The sequence below is a fragment of the Streptomyces rectiviolaceus genome (genome assembly GCF_039533825.1).
GTDB classification, from domain to species: Bacteria; Actinomycetota; Actinomycetes; order Streptomycetales; family Streptomycetaceae; genus Streptomyces; species Streptomyces rectiviolaceus.
In genome coordinates this window covers 51,179-68,569 of the sequence record NZ_BAAAUG010000162.1, presented here as the reverse complement: position 1 = coordinate 68,569, position 17,391 = coordinate 51,179, and the positions used below count along the sequence as shown (strand labels likewise).

Genomic DNA, 17,391 nt, shown 5'->3' with positions numbered 1-17,391 from the left:
GTGGGGGCGGCGGGGGCGGTGGTGGCTGCGGGGGCGGAGGCGGGGGTGGCAGTTCCTAGCCCTAGGTCGGCAGTTCCCGGCCCTGCCGCGGGAACAGCGCCCGCCCGCATCCCATGCCCCTCGCCCGTACGGCAGTTGACGTACTCCGGGCGGTAACCCGCAAGAGCCTCCCCGTGGCGCACTAACGTGCGGCGGTGCAACAGGAGGCTTCATGCGATCCATCAACGGCACCGGCCTCATCGTCGCGGGGCTCGTCGCGACGCTGGCCGCGCTGCTCTTCCCCGTCTGGTCGTACGAGGACAGGTCGGGCACCGGCCTGGACAGACTCAACGCGGAGACCGTGTCGACGGAGTTCGGCCCGCTCTCCGCGCTCGACCGGGACTTCATCACCAAGGTGCGGCTCGCGGGCCTCTGGGAGCTCCCCGCCGGGCAGCAGGCCGAGGCGCGCGGCACCTCCAAGGCCGTCCAGACCGCGGGCGAGCATCTCGTCGAGGGCCATACGTTCCTGGACGCGCGGGTACGCGAGGTGGCGACGCGGCTCAATCTGGAGCTGCCCAACCAGCCGACCTCGCAGCAGCGGGGCTGGCTCGACGAGATGAGCGACGCGCACGGCGACGCGTACGACGAGAAGTTCGCCAACATCCTGCGCGCCGCCCACGGCAAGGTCTTCTCGGTGGTCGCCGAGGTCCGCGCGACCACCCGCAACTCGCTGGTGCGCACGCTCGCCGACGACGCGAACACGACGGTCCTCGACCACATCACGGTCCTGGAGGACACAGGCCTCGTCGACTTCGACGATCTGGCGCGCGACGCGGCGTCGACCGCCCCCGACCCGGTGACCCGCTCCCCCGCGCCGCCGGGCCCGACCAAGTCCCCGGATCCGGCGCCCCCGGTCTCCCCGTCCCCCACGTTCTCGCTGCCTCCGCCGGCGTCCCGCCCGAAGCCCACGGAGACCGAGAAGCCCAAGAAGGACGAGAAGGACGAGACGGGCAAGAAGGTGAAGGACAAACCCCGCAGCCAAGCGGAACGTTACGTACCCGCGACCCCTCGTCCGCATGCTGCATAACCCATGGCGCCGCCCCCGCTCCCTCGCATACAACACCGGCATGTTCTGGCTTCCCCTCCTTCTCGTGGCCTGGGTCGCGACGGGTCTGTCCTGCGGCCGGCTCTGTCTCGCCGCCTACCGCGCCGCCCCGCACGGCGTGGCCCCGGGGCATCGCCGTGAACTGACGCTCTACGAAGCCGCGTTCCTCTCCGGCGGCCCCGCACGCGTCACCGACCTCACCCTGGTGTCGATGGCCCGCACCCGGCGGCTGCTGCTCGCCCACACCGGCTGGGCGACGGTCGTCGACCCGGTGGGCGGCGACGACATGGAGCGTTCCGTGCTCGGCGCGATAGGGCCGGAAGGACAGTCGCCGATAGCGCCGGTGCGCCGGGCGGCGGCAGGCACCGACGCGATGCGCGCCCTCGCCGACCGTCTCGTCACCGCGGGCCTCGCCCTGCCGGACGGCGCCTGGTCAGGGGTCGCGGGCGCGGTCCGGCAGGTGCGGACGGCCGCGGCCGCGGTGGTCGCGCTGGGGTCCATCGCCCTGCTGATGCCCACCCAGGAACCGCCGGGAGAGGTGCCCGTGGCGCTCTGGTTCGCGCTGCCCCTTGTCCTGAACGCAAGCTGCCTCGCCGTCGCCCGCTTCGAGATCCACCCCTACCCCCGCTGGGCCTCGCCCGCGGGCCAGCTCCTCCTGAGCGCGCTCCCCACGCGCGGCGGCTCCGACCTCACCGCCGTCGCCGTACGCGGCACACGCGCCCTCGCCGACCCGGAGCTGCGTGCGGCGTTCGCGCACCGGGATACGGCGCATCGGGGTCATTGAGCCCGACACGCCCGACACCGGCAAGGCGGTGCTTTACTTCGCCTATTACCAAACGAATCATCCCTTTTGTTCGAGCAACGCACGGCCGAATGAAGGGATGAAGAGCGATGAGAGCAGCAGCCGCCCTCTACGGAACCGCCGGATCCTTGGTCCTGACCGCACTCGTCGCCGCCCCCACGGGAAGCGCGTCCGCGGCCGACACCGCCCCCTACCCGGAAGCACGCGGCACCCTCGTCGCGGCCCAGCGGGCCAAGGCGGCCGGTGTCCGCTTCGGTGCCTGCCCCGCCGCGGAGGGCCTACCCCCCTCGATCAGATGCGGCACCGTCTCGGTACCGCTCGACTACGCCCGCCCGGACGGCAAGCAGATCAAACTGACCGTCAGCCGCACCAAGGCCACGGAGAAGGCCGAGCCGCGGCGGGGCAAGGCCGTCAAGCGCCAGGGCGCCCTCGTGTTCAACCCGGGCGGTCCCGGCGGGTCCGGCATGTACTTCCCGATGGTCGGCCTGCTCCCCGAGTGGAAGCGCATCGCGGCGGCCTACGACCTCGTCGGCTATGCCCCGCGCGGTGTCGGCCGCTCGGCCCCGATCTCCTGCCAGGACCCGAAGCAGTTCGCCAAGGCGCCGACGCAGGCTCCGACCCACCCCGACACCGCGTACAAGCTGAAGCGCGTCAAGCAGGCGAAGGCGTACGCGGAGGGCTGCGTAGAGCGCTCCGGGGAGGGCGTGCGGCACTACACGAGCCTGAACAACGCCCGTGACCTGGATGTGCTGCGGGCGGCGCTCGGCGAGAAGAAGCTGACCTTCATGGGCGCCTCGTACGGCACCTACTTCGGCGCCGTGTACGCCTCGCTCTTCCCCTCGCACGTGCGCCGCATGGTGTTCGACTCGGCGGTCAACCCCGACCCCGCGCAGATCTGGTACCGCAACAACCTCGACCAGTCCGCGGCGTTCGAGCACCGCTGGGGCGACTTCCGCACGTGGGTGGCCAAGCACGACAAGACGTACCACCTGGGCAAGACGCCCGACGCGGTCATGCGGAGCTACGAGAAGGTGCGCGACAAGCTGGCGGCCAAGCCCGCGGGCGGCAAGGTCGGCCCCGGCCAGCTGCAGTCGGCGTACCTCCAGGCCGGGTACTACGACGACTACTGGCCGACGCGGGCCTCGGCGCTCTCGGCGTATCTGAAGGGCAACCCGAAGCCGCTGATCGAGCAGGCCGGGCCCGAGCCGAAGGCGGCCAAGGAGCAGGAGAACGGCAACGCGGTCTACACGGCGGTGGAGTGCAACGACGCGCCCTGGCCGACGGACTTCAAGACCTGGAACCGCGACAACTCACTCCTGGCGCGCACCGCTCCCTTCGAGACCTGGGACAACGCCTGGATGAACCTGCCGTGCGCCTACTGGCCCGCGCCCCGGCAGCGTCCCCTCGACGTCGGCACCGATGAGGGCGAGCTCGCCCCGACGCTGATCCTGGCCGCGGAGCGGGACGCGGCGACCCCGTACGAGGGCGCGCAGGAGCTGAACCGCAGGCTGCGGGGTTCGGTCCTCGTGACCGAGCGGGACGCGGGTACGCACGGCATCGGCGGCGGCCCCAACAAGTGCGTCAACGGTCACATGGAGGCCTATCTCCTGGAGGGCAGGCTCCCCGTGCGGCGCGCGGCGTGCGCGCCGCACAAGGAGCCCGAGCCGCTGTCCGGCGCGCGGGCTGCGGCTCTTCCCAAGGAGCACTAGGAACCGGCTACAGCGCGCCGAGCCGCTCCAGCGGGAACGGCGGCTGGGCCAGCGGGCGTACCGCGAGCCGGGTCAGCGGCAGGGCGTTGTCGTCGCCCGCCGTGCGGTTGGCGTGCAGGACGCCGCAGTGGGTGCAGCGGTGGACGAGGACCCACTCGCCGTCTCCGCGTACGGAGATGGCGAGGGGTTCCATCCGGGCGCCGCAGTCCGCGGCCCGATCGCCCGGGGTGTCGTCGAGATGACGGCTCCACAGGCAGTTCGGGCAGTGGTTGCGGTGGTCGGTGCCTGGGGCGGTCATCGATACGTCGAGACCGCACTGGAGGCAGCGGAAGGACTGGGCGCGAGCTTCAGTGCGCGCCCGCCTGGAGGTGTTGCGAGACATGGTGAGGTTGACTCCTGAGCAATGCGGAAGTGGCTGGACTCGAGCTGTTCCGCAGGGCCCTGGGCATACACGCACCATCTTTCGTTCTCGGCTTCGACCTCTCGATGAAACGCTCACCGGGCGGGCACGGCAACCGAATTAACTAGGCGAGGCCCGCCACGAGCTCGGCCACCGACTTGCGGCGGCCGGTGTAGAACGGCACCTCTTCGCGGACGTGCATGCGGGCCTCGGAGGCGCGCAGGTGCCGCATGAGGTCGACGATGCGGTACAGCTCGTCGGCCTCGAAGGCGAGCAGCCACTCGTAGTCACCGAGCGAGAACGAGGCGACCGTGTTGGCGCGCACGTCGGGGTAGCCGCGGGCCATCTTGCCGTGGTCGGCGAGCATGCGGCGGCGGTCCTCGTCGGGCAGCAGGTACCAGTCGTAGGAGCGCACGAAGGGGTAGACGCTGATGTAGTTGCGCGGCGTCTCGTCGGCCAGGAAGGCCGGGATGTGCGACTTGTTGAACTCGGCGGGGCGGTGCAGCGCCATGTTCGACCAGACCGGCTCCAGGGCGCGGCCCAGCTTGGTGCGCCGGAAGAGGTTGTAGGCCTCCTGCAGCTCGTCGGCCGTCTCTGCGTGCCACCAGATCATGACGTCGGCGTCGGCGCGGAGCCCCGACACGTCGTACGTGCCGCGGACGGTGATGTCCTTGGCGGCGAGCTGGTCGAACAGCTCCTGGACCTCGTCGGCGTAGCCGGCGCGGTCCTCGGGCAGCACGTCCCGAAGCTTGAAGACGGACCACAGCGTGTAGCGGATGACCTCGTTGAGGTCCTTGGCCTTCTTGCCCGCGTTCGGGCTCTTGGCGGGGGCGTCGTCACTCATGGTCCTATTCTCCTCCGCCGCCGTGCAGGCTCTGCACCGGGTTGGCGGTGAGGTCCTGCACACCGGCCAGATCGCCACCCAGCTGGTCGACGGCCGCGTACGCGCTCGCGACGCACGCGGGGATGCCCACGCCGTCGTACGCCGCTCCGCACACGGCGAGGCCGGGCAGCTTGCTCACGTGCTCGCGGACGCGGGCCACGCGCGCGTGGTGGCCGACGGGGTACTGCGGAAGGCCGTCGTGCCAGCGGGTGACGCGGGTGGCGACGGGCTCGGCGTCAAGGCCGGTGGCCGCGCGCAGGTCGCGCCGGGAGAGGGCGATGAGGTCGGCGTCCTCGCGCCCCAGGATCTCCGTCTCCCCGTACCGCCCCACGGACGTGCGCAGAACCAGCAGGTCAGGGTCTTCCTCGGCGATCCAGCCCCATTTGCGCGACGCGAAGGTGGAGGCCTTGATGGTGTGCCCGTCGACGGGCGGCACGAGAAAACCGCTGCCTTCGGGGAGGTCGGTTTCGCTGCGGCGGTAGGCGAGGGTCATCAGGGCCATGGAGGCGTACTCGACGGACGCGAGCTCGGCTGCGGCGGCGGGCGCCTCGACGCCGAGCAGCGCGGCGGCGGCGTAGGCGGGCACGGCGACGACCACGGCATCGGCGTCGATGGTCTGCTCGGCGGTGCTCACCTGCCAGCCCTGCGGGGTGCGCCGCAGCTCGGTGACCGGCGTACCCGTGCGGATCTCACCGCCACGCGCGCGTACCGAATCGGCGACGGCGAGCGGGAGTTGGCCGACGCCGCCCTCGATGCCCATGAAGACGGGGCCCGTCTGCTGGTTCTTGGCGGCGCGGGCCTGGATGTCGCGGACGCCCTCCGTGAGCGAGGCGTGCGTGCGGGCGGCCTCGAAGAGCTGCGGGACGGCCGATCGCATCGAGATGCGGTACGCGTCCCCCGCGTACACCCCGCCGAGCAGCGGCTCCACGAGGCGGTCGACGACCTCGCGGCCGAGGCGCGCGGCCACGTACTCACCTACCGCGACATCGTCCCCGACCTCGGTGGGCGGCAGTTCACGGTCCCGCTCGATGCGCCGCAGGCCTTCGTCGGAGAGCACCCCGGAGAGGGCCGAGGCGTCGCCGGGTACGCCCATGACGTGGCCCTTGGGCATCGGGCGCAGGGCGCCGCGGGTCCAGATCGCCGCGGTCGCCGTGGCGGGCGGCTGCAGCCGGTCGGCGAGGCCCACCTCGCGGGCGAGGGCGACGGCCTCCGGGCGGCGGGCCAGCATCGACTCGGCGCCGAGGTCGACGCGGACGCCCTCGATCTCGCCGGGGAGCAGCTTGCCGCCGAGCCGGTCGGAGGCCTCCAGGACGGTCACACGGGCTCCGGTGTCGAGCAATCGGTGGGCGGCGGCCAGTCCGGCGATCCCGCCGCCGATGACAACGACATGGCCCGTACGTGTGTCCGTTTCGCGCATGCCTCCACTCTACGAGCCGCGCTGTACGAGCCGCGCGAGTCCCGACCGTGACCCCATCGGGACCGATCGGCAACCATCGTTTCGCACCTGCCCGGCGTCAAAGGAGCACCAGTCACCACGACTCTCGGGGGTACGTCGAGATGCAGGCGTCCAGCACGTACAGGCACCGCACATCAAGGCACCGCACCGTCCAGGCACTCTCGGCCGTTCTGCTCGCGGCCGCCCTCGCGCTCACCGGGTGCAGCGCGGGCGGCGACAGCGATGGCGGCGGTGACAGCGACAAGGCGGCGGGCGCCGCGCGGGAGGACGCCGCCGCGTCCGGCGACCAGGACGACAAGGGGATGGGCGGCGGCAGCCAGGCGGACAAGTCCGGCAAGAAGAAGCCGCCCGAGCTCGTCGGCACGCACATCATCCGCACCGCCACCCTGACCGTCCGCGTGAAGGACGTGCCGAAGGCCCTGGACAAGGCGCGCGCGGCGGCCACCGACGCGGGCGGTGTCGTCGGCGACGAGACCACGGACCGCGACGGCCGCGGCCACGAACGCTCCCGCATCGTGCTGCGCGTCCCGCAGGACCAGTACGACGAGGTCCTCACGTCCCTGGAGGGCACGGGCAAGCTGATCGAGCGCAAGGCCAAGGCACAGGACGTCACCGAGCAGGTCGTCGACGTGGAGAGCCGCATCAAGTCGCAGCGGGCGAGCGTGGCGCGCGTGCGGGAGCTGATGGACAAGGCGACGAAGCTGAGCGATGTCGTCACCCTGGAAGGGGAGTTGAGCAGCCGCCAGTCCGAACTGGAGGCGCTGCTCGCACAGCAGTCCTCACTCAAGGACCGTACGAGCATGTCCACCATCACGCTCTCGCTCAGCGAGACGGCCGTGAAGAAGGCGGACGCGGGCGATGACGACCCGACGTTCGTGGACGCGCTGTCCGGCGGCTGGAGCGCCTTCGTGACGATGCTGCGGTGGCTGGCGGTCGCCCTGGGCGCGGTCCTGCCGTTCGTGGCGGTGGCGGCGCTCCTGTTCCTGCTGTGGCAGCGCCTGGTGCGGCCCCGGCTGCCGCGGCGGCCCGCGGTGGCGGCGGCACCGGCCGCACCGGCGCGCGAGGGCGACGACGACTAGCGGTCCTTCAACTGCCGCCGCGTCGTAGCGTGTCCGTATGAGTAGCGCGAGAGAGCGACTGGTGGTCATCGGAGGCGATGCGGCGGGCATGTCCGCCGCATCGCAGGCACGCAGGCTCAAGGGCCCGGACGAGCTGGAGATCGTCGCGTTCGAGCGCGGCCACTTCACCTCGTACTCGGCCTGCGGCATCCCCTACTGGGTCGGCGGCGACGTCCCTTCGCGGGACGAGCTGATCGCGCGTACGCCCGAGGAACACCGGGAGCGCGACATCGACCTGCGGATGCGTACGGAGGTCACGGAGATCGACGTCGAGGGCGGCCGGGTCCACGCGCGGGACCTGGAGTCCGGGACCGAGGCCTGGACGTCGTACGACAAGCTCGTGATCGGCACCGGCGCCCGCCCGGTCCGCCCGTCGCTGCCCGGAATCGACGCCCCCGGCGTGCACGGGGTGCAGACCCTGGACGACGGCCAGGCGCTCCTGGACACGCTGGCCCGCACGCCGGGCCGCAGGGCGGTCGTGATCGGCGCGGGCTACATCGGCGTCGAGATGGCCGAGGCACTGATCCAGCGCCGCTACGAGGTCACGGTCGTCAACCGCGGCGCGGAGCCGATGTCGACGCTCGACCCGGACATGGGCCGCCTCGTCCATGACGCGATGTCCGGCATGGGCATCGAGATGGTGAACGACGCCGAGGTCACCAAGATCCTCACCGGTGACGACGGCCGGGTCAGGGCGGTGGCCACCGAGGACGCGGAGTATCCGGCGGACGTGGTGGTGCTCGGCATCGGCGTGCGCCCCGAGACCGGGCTCGCGCAGGCGGCGGGGCTGCCGCTCGGCGAGCACGGCGGGCTGCTCACGGATCTCGCGATGCGGGTGCGCGGGCACGACAACATCTGGGCGGGCGGCGACTGCGTCGAGGTCCTCGACCTGGTCTCGGGCCGCGAGCGCCACATCGCACTCGGCACCCACGCCAACAAGCACGGCCAGGTCATCGGCTCGAACGTGGGCGGGAGTTACGCGACCTTCCCCGGTGTCGTCGGCACGGCCGTCAGCAAGGTCTGCGACCTGGAGATCGCCCGCACGGGCCTGCGCGAGAAGGAGGCACGGTCGGCCGGCCTGCAGTTCACGTCGGTGACCATCGAGTCGACGAGCCGCGCCGGCTACTACCCCGGTGCGGCCGTGATGACCGTGAAGATGCTCGCCGAGCGCCTCACGGGACGGCTGCTCGGCGTCCAGATCGTCGGCCGCGAGGGCGCGGCCAAGCGCGTCGACATCGCGGCCGTGGCCCTGACGGCCCGGATGACGGTGGACCAGATGACCGCGCTCGACCTCGGCTACGCACCGCCGTTCTCGCCGGTGTGGGACCCGGTCCTGGTGGCGGCGCGCAAGGCGGTTGCGGCGGTGCGGTCGGCGGGCTAGGTTCGCCGCCGCACCCGCCGCACCCGTCACATTCAGGCGAGATTTTCAGCCAACTACGAGCCAGCTACGAACCGACTACGAACCGGCTCCGTCAGCGAGCGGTCCGCGTGTGGACATGCTCCACGAGCCGCGTCAGCGCCTCGGGGTCCGTGGACGGCAGGACGCCGTGACCGAGGTTGAAGATGTGCCCTTCAAGGCCGGCCGCGGCGTCCAGGACCTCGTCCGCCTTGGCCTCGATCGCCTCTCGCGTGGAGAAGAGGACCGCCGGGTCGATGTTGCCCTGCAGCGCCTTGCCGGGACCGACCCGCGAGGCGGCCTCGTCCATCGGGACACGCCAGTCGACGCCCACCACGTCGGCGCCCGCCTCGCCCATCAGACCGAGCAGTTCGCCCGTACCGACACCGAAGTGGATGCGCGGCACGCCGTACGAGGCCACCGCGTCGAAGACCTTCCGCGACGCGGGCATCACGGAGCGCCGGTAGTCGGCGGGTGCAAGGGCGCCCACCCACGAGTCGAAGAGCTGCACGGCGCTCGCGCCCGCCTCGATCTGCACCTTCAGGAAGGCGCCGGTGATCTCCGCGAGCCGGTCGAGCAGATCGGCCCACAGCTGCGGGTCGCCGTACATGAGCGCCTTGGTGTGCTCGTGATTACGGCTCGGACCGCCCTCGACCAGGTAACTCGCGAGAGTGAAAGGCGCACCGGCGAATCCGATGAGCGGGGTCGACCCCAGCTCGGCCGTCAGCATGCCGATCGCCTGCGTCACGTAGCCCACGTCGTCCGGCGTCAGGTCCCGCAGCTGGGCGAGGTCGGCGCGCGAGCGGATGGGGTTGGCGACGACCGGGCCGATGCCCGGCTTGATGTCGAGGTCGATGCCGATGGCCTTGAGGGGGACGACGATGTCGCTGAAGTAGATCGCGGCGTCGACCTTGTGGCGGCGCACGGGCTGCAGCGTGATCTCCGTGACCAGCTCAGGCATCATGCAGGACTCCAGCATGGCCGTGCCCTCGCGCACCTTGCGGTACTCGGGAAGTGAGCGCCCCGCCTGCCGCATGAACCAGACCGGCGTGTGCGGCACGGGCTCGCGCCTGCAGGCCTTCATGAAAGCGGAGTCGTACGTCGCTGCGTTCTGCCGGCCCGCGGGGCTCTGGCTGTTGTTGGCACTCACGCGGAAAGTCTCGCACGCGCCCGTGCACCCCCCGCCCCGAGGGACACCCTGCCTTGACCGGGGCCCCTCTCACGGGTGTCTCTCCCTGCGCGAAGCCGCCGTTCCCCTTAATCTTCCCCGCATGGCTGCGGCTCAGGGACAACGGTCGGACGGCGCTGGCGAGATGGAAAGTACGGAGGGGAAGGTGGCGGAATCGGCTCCGTTGCCCTTTCGCGCGGCGGTCGAGGCGCTGCGCGGGGCACGGCTTCGGCCTGAGATCGAGATCGACCCGACGCGGCCGCCGCAGCGCCTGGCCCCGCATGCGTACGCCCTGGAGGCGGCGGTGGTCGACGGCGACGAGGACCTCGCGGACGGACGTCTCGTGCTGCTGCACGATCCGGCGGGGCACGACGCCTGGCAGGGCACCTTCCGCCTTGTCACGCTCGTACGGGCGGAGTTGGAGGCGGAGATGGCGGCGGATCCGCTGCTGCCCGAGGTCTGCTGGTCCTGGCTGACGGGTGCGCTGCAGGCGCGCGGCCTTGCCTGCGGGGAGCCGAGCGGCACGGTCACGCGCGCGGGCTCGCACTACTTCGGCGGCCTCTCCGAGCGGCCGCCCGCGTCGCAGATCGAGATCCGGGCTTCGTGGACGCCGCGCGAGGGCCCCGGCGGGGTGCCGGACACGGCGGCGCATCTCGCGGCCTGGTGCGATCTGCTCTGCCAGGTGGCGGGGCTGCCGCCGGCGAACCAGGGGCACGGCGACGGGTCCGTGGTGTCGCTGCCGCAGCGGCGGGGGCCACAGACTCCGTGACCGAGGGGACGGCGGGGCGGCGGGGGCCGGGGACGGCGGGGGCTCCGACCGGAGGGTGAGAAGACCGATTCTGAACGACTGCGATTCGGGTTGATCTTCGGATGATCGATCGCGTGTCCGAATCGCCCGAATTGTTACTCACCAAATCGTGATCATTCTCTAAAGGCGGGCGGGTTTGGTGCCGAAGAGGTTGGTGACCTTGAAAGCACGGTTCGTCCCGGCTTCATCCCCGAGCCGGTTCAGTCCCGCACCCCAGGAGGCCTGGTGTCCGTTCTCCTCGAGCAGCCCGCAAGCCTGGTCGCCTACCGCCCGAACAAGCCGACCGCCATGGTCGTCGTGGCCGACCCACGCGTCCGCTCCACCGTCACCCGCCACCTGTGGGCCCTCGGTGTACGCGACGTGATCGAGGCCTCGTCGATCGCGGAGGCTCGTCCCCGCATCGGCAACCCTCGTGACATCTGCGTCGCAGATGTCCACCTCCCCGACGGCTCCGGCCTGACGCTCCTCTCAGAAACCCGCGCGGCGGGCTGGCCGAACGGCCTCGCCCTCTCCGCCGCCGATGACATCGGCGCCGTACGCAACGCCCTCGCGGGCGGCGTCAAGGGCTATGTCGTCACCGGCACCCGCAACAACGTCGGTCTCCCCACCCGCCCCGGCGCCGCGCCCATCGGTTCGGCCGCCGCCCGAATGCACCGCCGCCCGCCGGGCGCCCCCAGCCACCCCGGTGGCTACCGCGAGCTGTCCGGCCGTGAGGTGGAGGTTCTCCGCCTGGTCGCCGAGGGCCAGTCGAACAAGGCCATCGGCGTCTCGATGGGGCTCTCCGCCCTGACCGTGAAGAGCCACCTCGCCCGGATCGCACGCAAGCTCGGCACGGGTGACCGGGCCGGGATGGTAGCCGTGGCCCTGCGCACCGGAATCATCCACTGACTCATTTACAACCCTCGCGCGCCCGTCGACGGAACGTTCCGTCGACGGGCGCTGTGCATACACAGATACCCTTGACAGGTGACCGACGCCCAAGAGACCGCAGCAGACAGTTCACTGCGAACCACCGGAGGCGGCCCTCCGGACGACGTCGAAACGGCGCCGATCCCTTTGGACGAGCCGCGTGATGGAATCCCTCCGGTGGTCGCCGACGAAACCTCGCTCGCCGAGGTGATCGCCGCTTTCGCGGCAGGCAGTGGCCCCGTGGCCGTGGACGCCGAACGTGCGTCCGGCTATCGGTACGGCCAGCGTGCCTACCTCGTGCAGCTGCGCCGTGAAGGCGCGGGCAGCACCTTGATCGACCCCGTCGCGTGCCCCGACCTCTCGGGGCTCGGCGAGGCGATCGCCGGTGCGGAGTGGGTGCTGCACGCTGCCACGCAGGACCTGCCCTGCCTGCGCGAAATAGGCATGATCCCCACCAGCATCTTCGACACGGAACTCGCCGGGCGCCTCGCCGGTTTCCCCCGGGTCGGCCTCGGCGCGATGGTCGAGGGTGTCCTCGGCTTCGTCCTGGAGAAGGGGCACTCCGCCGTCGACTGGTCGACGCGCCCGCTGCCCGACCCCTGGCTTCGCTACGCGGCGCTCGACGTCGAGCTGCTCGTGGACCTGCGGGACGCGCTGGAGAAGGAGCTCGACCGGCAGGGCAAGCTGGAGTGGGCTCGCGAGGAGTTCGACGCGATCTCCTCCGCGCCGCCTCCGCCACCCCGCGTGGATCCCTGGCGGCGTACGTCCGGCATGCACAAGGTGCGGCGGCGCCGTCAGATGGCGGTCGTACGCGAGCTGTGGACCGCGCGCGACAAGGTGGCCCAGCGGCGTGACGTGTCGCCGGGCAAGGTGCTCAGTGACGGCGCGATCGTGGAGGCGGCGCTGGGTCTTCCGCCCAATGTGCACGCCTTGGCCGCCCTCCCCGGCTTCGGGCATCGCATGGGCCGCCGTCAGCTGGAGCAGTGGCAGGCCGCGGTGGACCGGGCCAAGGCCGTGCCCGACGCCGAGCTTCCGCAGCCCGGGCAGGCCGTTTCCGGGCCTCCGCCGCCCCGCTCCTGGGCGGACCGCGACCCGGCTGCCGCGGCACGCCTCTCGGCTGCGCGGGCCGCGGTCTCGGCGCTGGCCGAGGAGTTGAACATGCCTCAGGAGAACTTGATCACTCCGGACACGGTACGAAGGGTCTGCTGGGAGCCGCCGGCTCAGGTGGACGCGGATTCCGTTTCGGCCGCGTTGGCCGCGCATGGCGCGCGGCGGTGGCAGATCCAACAGGTCACCCCGTCCCTGATCACAGCCCTAACCACCGACTGACCCCCGACCCCACCGCGCGGGCCTGCCCCACCGCACGGGCCCGCCCCACCGCACGGGCCCGCCCCGCCACGCGGGCCCGCCCCGCCGCTTCGCGGCGGATCTTCCCCACCCACCCACCCGTTTACCCCGCAGTGCGGGGTGAGGGGGCGGGTGGGTGGATTGCGTTGGGGGCGGGGGCAGCGGCGGGGCGGGCGGGCGTGAGCTGATCGCTGCGGGGCAACCGGGCGAGTGGGCGGGACAGAAGCGCGCCCACCGGCCCGCAGAGGACCCCGGAGCGGTGAAATCGCGGCGGGCCGACCGCTGCGGGGCAATCGGGTGGGTGGGTGGGAAAGACACGCCGCGAACGGCGGGACAGAAGCACGCCTACCAGCCCGCAAAGGACCCCGAAGCGGTGAAATCGGCGCGGGCCGACCGCCGCGGGGCAATCGGGCGGGTGGGCGGGAAAGACACGCCGCGAACGGCGGGACAGAAGCACGCCTACCAGCCCGCAAAGGACCCCGAAGCGGTGAAATCGGCGCGGGCCGACCGCCGCGGGGCAATCGGGCGGGTGGGTGGGAAAGGCACGCCGCGAGCAGCGGGACAGGAGCGCGGCGCCCACCCGCCCGCAGAGGACGCCGGAACGGTGAAATCGCGGCGGTGCCGACCGCTGCGGGGCAATCGGGCGGGTGGGTGGGAAAGGCACGCCGCGAGCGGCGGGACAGGAACGCGCCCACCGGCCCGCAGAGGACCCCGGAGCGGTGCCACCCGGCCCCTTGGCGCCCCCGCCCGGAAGAAGTGTGACCTTCGCCTCCCCGAGGCGGGACTGGGCAGCCTAGTTACCGGCAAGTAGCATGGGGTGCGGAAGCGCGCCGGCAGGCGCACCCGCACCCTGGAGGAGAGCCATCGTGCCTCGTACCGTCAGGGACGTCGTCTTCGTTGATGGCGTCCGCACCCCGTTCGGCAAGGCGGGACCGAAGGGCATCTACCACGAGACCCGTGCGGATGACCTCATCGTGAAGGCCATCCGGGAGCTCCTTCGCCGCAACCCGGCCCTCGACCCCGCCAAGATCGACGAGGTCGCCATCGCCGCGACCACGCAGATCGGCGACCAGGGTCTGACGCTGGGCCGCACCGCCGGGATCCTGGCCGGGCTTCCGCAGTCCGTGCCGGGCTACTCGATCGACCGCATGTGTGCGGGCGCGCTGACCGCCGTGACGGCGACGGCGGGCTCCATCGCGTTCGGCGCGTACGACGCCGTCATCGCCGGTGGTGTCGAGCACATGGGCCGCCACCCCATGGGCGAGGGCGTCGACCCGAACCCGCGGTTCGTGAGCGAGAAGCTCGTCGACGAGTCCGCCCTGTTCATGGGCATGACCGCCGAGAACCTGCACGACCGGTATCCCACGATCACCAAGCAGCGCACCGACGAGTACGCCGTGCGCTCGCAGGAGAAGGCCGCCAAGGCGTACGCCGACGGCAAGATCCAGCAGGACCTCGTGCCCGTCTCCGTACGGCGCACCAACGAGGAAGCCGGTGAGACCGGTTGGGGGCTCGCCACCGCCGATGAGCCGATGCGGCCGGGTACGACGCTGGAGAACCTCGCCGGGCTGAAGACGCCGTTCCGTACGCACGGCCGCGTCACCGCAGGCAACGCCGCGGGCCTCAACGACGGCGCCACGGCGTCGATCATCGCCTCCGAGGACTTCGCCCGCGAGAACAACCTGCCGGTCAAGATGCGGCTCGTCTCGTACGCCTTTGTCGGTGTTGAGCCCGAGGTCATGGGCTACGGGCCGATCCCGGCCACGGAGAAGGCGCTCGCCCAGGCGGGGCTGAGCATCTCCGACATCGGTCTCTTCGAGATCAATGAGGCCTTCGCCGTGCAGGTGCTCGCCTTCCTGGAGCACTACGGCATCGCGGACGACGACACGCGCGTGAACCAGTACGGCGGCGCCATCGCGTACGGCCACCCCCTCGCCTCCTCCGGCGTGCGTCTGATGACGCAGCTGGCGCGGCAGTTCGAGGAGCAGCCGGACGTCCGCTACGGCCTGACGACGATGTGCGTCGGCTTCGGCATGGGCGCCACCGTCATCTGGGAGAACCCGAACCACAAGGACGCCGGAGGCGACAAGTGAGCAGCTCCACCAGCTCCACCACTGAGCTTCTGAAGGGCGCGGCCGAGCTGTTCCCGGACGAGGTCGTCACGCAGGCGCACGTACGCCACCTCGACCTGCCCGCGGGCGCCGGACGCTTCGCGCTCATCACGCTCGACAACGGCTTCGACCACACCAAGCCGACCACCTTCGGCCCGGGCTCGCTCGCGAACCTGAACGCCGCGATCGACCAGGTCGAGAAGGAGGCGGCCGAGGGCACGATCGTCGGTGTCGGTGTGACCGGCAAGCCGTTCATCTTCGCCGTCGGCGCCGACCTCAAGGGCGTCGAGATCCTCAAGCGCCACGAGGACGCGCTCGCCATCGGCAAGGGCGGCCACGAGGTCTTCAAGCGGCTCGCAACGCTCGCCGTTCCCTCCTTCGCCTACTACAACGGTGCCGCGATGGGCGGCGGTGTCGAGGTCGGTCTGCACTGCTCGTACCGCACCGTCTCCAAGGCGCTGCCCGCCTTCTCGCTGCCCGAGGTCTTCCTCGGTCTCGTACCGGGCTGGGGCGGCTGCGCGCTGCTCCCGAACCTGATCGGCGCGGACCGCGCGGTCTCGGTCATCATCGAGAACTCGCTGAACCAGAACCGCCAGCTCAAGGGCAAGCAGGTCTTCGAGCTCGGCATCGCCGACGCGCTCTTCGAGGGCGCGGACTTCCTTGAGCAGTCGCTGATCTGGACGGCTTCCGTCCTCAACGGCTCGGTCGAGGTCGTCCGTCCCGAGATCGACCGCGGCGAGGCCTGGGACGCCGCCGTCGCGCGCGGCCGTGGCATCGCGGACTCCAAGGTGCACGGCGCCGCCCCGGCCGCCTACCGCGCCCTGGAGATCATCGCGGCCGCCAAGGACGGCGACCTGCAGAAGGGCTTCGACGCGGAGGACGTCGCGCTCGCCGACCTCATCATGGGCGGCGAACTGCGCAGCGGCATCTACGCGTTCAACCTCGTCCAGAAGCGCGCCAAGCGCCCGGCCGGTGCCCCGGACAAGAACCTGGCGCGCCCGGTCACCAAGGTCGGCGTCGTCGGCGCCGGTCTGATGGCCTCGCAGCTCGCGCTGCTCTTCCTGCGCCGTCTCGAGGTCCCGGTCGTCCTCACGGACATCGACCAGGCCCGCGTCGACAAGGGTGTCGGTTACGTCCACGAGGAGATCGACAAGCTCCTCCTCAAGGGCCGCGTCAACCAGGACAAGGCGAACCGTCTGAAGGGGCTCGTCTCCGGCGTGCTCGACAAGGCCGAGGGCTTCTCCGACGCCGACTTCATCATCGAGGCCGTCTTCGAGGAGATCGGCGTCAAGCAGCAGGTGTTCGCGGAGGTGGAGGCCGTCGCTCCGGCGCACGCGATCCTCGCCACCAACACCTCCTCGCTGTCCGTCTCGGAGATGGCGTCGAAGCTGAAGCACCCCGAGCGGGTCGTCGGCTTCCACTTCTTCAACCCCGTCGCGATCCTGCCGCTCCTGGAGATCGTGCGCGGCGAGCAGACGGACGACGCCTCGCTGGCCACGGCCTTCGGTGTCGCCAAGAAGCTGAAGAAGACCGCGGTCCTGGTGAAGGACGCCCCGGCGTTCGTCGTGAACCGCATCCTCACCCGCTTCATGGGCGAGATCCAGAACGTCATCGACGAGGGCACCCCGGTCGAGGTGGCCGAGAAGGCCGTCGAGCCGCTCGGCCTGCCGATGTCGCCGCTGGTGCTCCTCGAGCTGGTCGGTCCCGCCATCGGTCTGCACGTCTCCGAGACGCTCAACCGTGCCTTCCCGGAGCGCTTCACGGTCTCCCCGAACCTCGCGGCGGTCGTGAAGGCCGGCAAGCGCGGCTTCTACGTCTACGACTCCGGCAAGCCGGAGCTGGACCCCGAGGTCGCGGCCCTCCTCAAGCAGGGCGATGTCGTCCTGACCGAGGAGCAGACCCGCGACCGCGTGCTCGACGCCGTGGCGCAGGAGATCGGCCTGATGCTCGACGAGGGTGTCGTCGCCGAGGCGCAGGACATCGACCTGTGCCTGATCACGGGCGCCGGCTGGCCCTTCCACCTGGGCGGCGTCACGCCGTACCTGGACCGGGCCGGTGTCAGCGAGCGCGTCAACGGCAAGCGGTTCCTGGCGCAGGGCGTGGCCAGCGTTCCCGCGTAACACCTGCACGTACGGCGTATACGGCGATGCCCGGCCGGCCTCTTGGCCGGCCGGGCATCTGCCGTCTGTCATCTGCCGTC

Annotated in this window: 14 protein-coding genes; 10 read left to right on the top strand and 4 right to left on the bottom strand. The window is 71.3% G+C overall.

What is annotated here, in order from left to right; genetic code table 11:
• Positions 1-211: 211 nt before the first annotated feature.
• The 3 genes from ABD378_RS36350 (at position 212) to ABD378_RS36340 (ending at position 3,595) form a co-directional block, all read left to right on the top strand.
• Positions 212-1,066, top strand: a complete 855-nt coding sequence (locus ABD378_RS36350; protein WP_344528281.1) for a DUF4142 domain-containing protein — start codon at positions 212-214, stop codon at positions 1,064-1,066.
• Between the two features lie 40 nt (positions 1,067-1,106).
• Positions 1,107-1,868: a TIGR04222 domain-containing membrane protein gene (locus ABD378_RS36345; RefSeq protein WP_344528279.1), complete on the top strand. Its 762-nt coding sequence runs from the start codon at positions 1,107-1,109 to the stop codon at positions 1,866-1,868.
• A gap of 107 nt (positions 1,869-1,975) precedes the next feature.
• On the top strand, positions 1,976-3,595 hold the full coding sequence (locus ABD378_RS36340) for an alpha/beta hydrolase (RefSeq protein ID WP_344528277.1): 1,620 nt from the start codon (positions 1,976-1,978) through the stop codon (positions 3,593-3,595).
• Between the two features lie 7 nt (positions 3,596-3,602).
• Here the strand turns inward: ABD378_RS36340 and ABD378_RS36335 are convergent, their stop codons facing one another.
• From ABD378_RS36335 to hemG, 3 genes are all read right to left on the bottom strand, one after another.
• Positions 3,603-3,977, bottom strand: a complete 375-nt coding sequence (locus ABD378_RS36335) for an RNHCP domain-containing protein (RefSeq protein ID WP_344528275.1) — start codon at positions 3,975-3,977, stop codon at positions 3,603-3,605.
• 142 nt (positions 3,978-4,119) lie between these two features.
• Positions 4,120-4,839 carry a hydrogen peroxide-dependent heme synthase gene (gene hemQ / locus ABD378_RS36330; protein WP_344528273.1) on the bottom strand — a complete coding sequence of 240 codons (720 nt, stop codon included), beginning with the start codon at positions 4,837-4,839 and terminating at the stop codon, positions 4,120-4,122.
• A 4-nt stretch (positions 4,840-4,843) separates the two neighbouring features.
• On the bottom strand, positions 4,844-6,295 hold the full coding sequence (gene hemG / locus ABD378_RS36325; RefSeq protein ID WP_344528271.1) for a protoporphyrinogen oxidase: 1,452 nt from the start codon (positions 6,293-6,295) through the stop codon (positions 4,844-4,846).
• Between the two features lie 140 nt (positions 6,296-6,435).
• On the opposite strand from hemG, the gene ABD378_RS36320 reads away from it, so the two are divergent.
• Complete coding sequence (locus tag ABD378_RS36320) at positions 6,436-7,413, top strand: DUF4349 domain-containing protein (RefSeq protein ID WP_344528269.1); 978 nt, start codon at positions 6,436-6,438, stop codon at positions 7,411-7,413.
• A 37-nt stretch (positions 7,414-7,450) separates the two neighbouring features.
• Positions 7,451-8,833 carry an FAD-dependent oxidoreductase gene (locus ABD378_RS36315; protein ID WP_344528267.1) on the top strand — a complete coding sequence of 461 codons (1,383 nt, stop codon included), beginning with the start codon at positions 7,451-7,453 and terminating at the stop codon, positions 8,831-8,833.
• A gap of 91 nt (positions 8,834-8,924) precedes the next feature.
• On the opposite strand, the gene hemE is transcribed toward ABD378_RS36315, so the two are convergent.
• Positions 8,925-9,998, bottom strand: coding sequence for a uroporphyrinogen decarboxylase (gene hemE / locus ABD378_RS36310; RefSeq protein ID WP_344528265.1), 1,074 nt, complete (start codon positions 9,996-9,998; stop codon positions 8,925-8,927).
• A 121-nt stretch (positions 9,999-10,119) separates the two neighbouring features.
• On the opposite strand from hemE, the gene ABD378_RS36305 reads away from it, so the two are divergent.
• The 5 genes from ABD378_RS36305 to ABD378_RS36285 all read left to right on the top strand — a co-directional run bounded on the left by ABD378_RS36305 (position 10,120) and on the right by ABD378_RS36285 (position 17,311).
• Positions 10,120-10,785 (top strand): DUF3000 domain-containing protein, encoded by a 666-nt coding sequence (locus tag ABD378_RS36305; protein WP_344528263.1) that lies wholly within the window; start codon positions 10,120-10,122, stop codon positions 10,783-10,785.
• Between the two features lie 264 nt (positions 10,786-11,049).
• Entirely contained in the window at positions 11,050-11,712 is a 663-nt protein-coding gene (locus tag ABD378_RS36300) for a response regulator transcription factor (RefSeq protein WP_160507754.1), read from the top strand.
• 78 nt (positions 11,713-11,790) lie between these two features.
• Entirely contained in the window at positions 11,791-13,062 is a 1,272-nt protein-coding gene (locus ABD378_RS36295) for an HRDC domain-containing protein (protein ID WP_344528259.1), read from the top strand.
• 884 nt (positions 13,063-13,946) lie between these two features.
• Positions 13,947-15,173, top strand: a complete 1,227-nt coding sequence (locus tag ABD378_RS36290) for a thiolase family protein (protein WP_344528257.1) — start codon at positions 13,947-13,949, stop codon at positions 15,171-15,173.
• A complete protein-coding gene (locus tag ABD378_RS36285) occupies positions 15,170-17,311 on the top strand; it encodes a 3-hydroxyacyl-CoA dehydrogenase NAD-binding domain-containing protein (RefSeq protein ID WP_344528255.1) in 2,142 nt (713 codons plus the stop codon). The genes ABD378_RS36290 and ABD378_RS36285 overlap by 4 nt, the downstream gene beginning before the upstream one ends.
• Positions 17,312-17,391 lie beyond the last annotated feature (80 nt).

Excerpts from the sequence above, each read along its gene's own strand:
- ABD378_RS36350 (WP_344528281.1), top strand. The coding sequence starts at position 212 with ATGCGATCCATCAACGGCACCGGCCTCATCGTCGCGGGGCTCGTCGCG.
- ABD378_RS36345 (WP_344528279.1), top strand. The coding sequence starts at position 1,107 with ATGTTCTGGCTTCCCCTCCTTCTCGTGGCCTGGGTCGCGACGGGTCTG.
- hemG (WP_344528271.1), bottom strand. The coding sequence starts at position 6,295 with ATGCGCGAAACGGACACACGTACGGGCCATGTCGTTGTCATCGGCGGC.
- ABD378_RS36340 (WP_344528277.1), top strand. The coding sequence starts at position 1,976 with ATGAGAGCAGCAGCCGCCCTCTACGGAACCGCCGGATCCTTGGTCCTG.
- hemQ (WP_344528273.1), bottom strand. The coding sequence starts at position 4,839 with ATGAGTGACGACGCCCCCGCCAAGAGCCCGAACGCGGGCAAGAAGGCC.
- ABD378_RS36320 (WP_344528269.1), top strand. The coding sequence starts at position 6,436 with ATGCAGGCGTCCAGCACGTACAGGCACCGCACATCAAGGCACCGCACC.
- ABD378_RS36305 (WP_344528263.1), top strand. The coding sequence starts at position 10,120 with ATGGCTGCGGCTCAGGGACAACGGTCGGACGGCGCTGGCGAGATGGAA.
- ABD378_RS36315 (WP_344528267.1), top strand. The coding sequence starts at position 7,451 with ATGAGTAGCGCGAGAGAGCGACTGGTGGTCATCGGAGGCGATGCGGCG.
- ABD378_RS36335 (WP_344528275.1), bottom strand. The coding sequence starts at position 3,977 with ATGTCTCGCAACACCTCCAGGCGGGCGCGCACTGAAGCTCGCGCCCAG.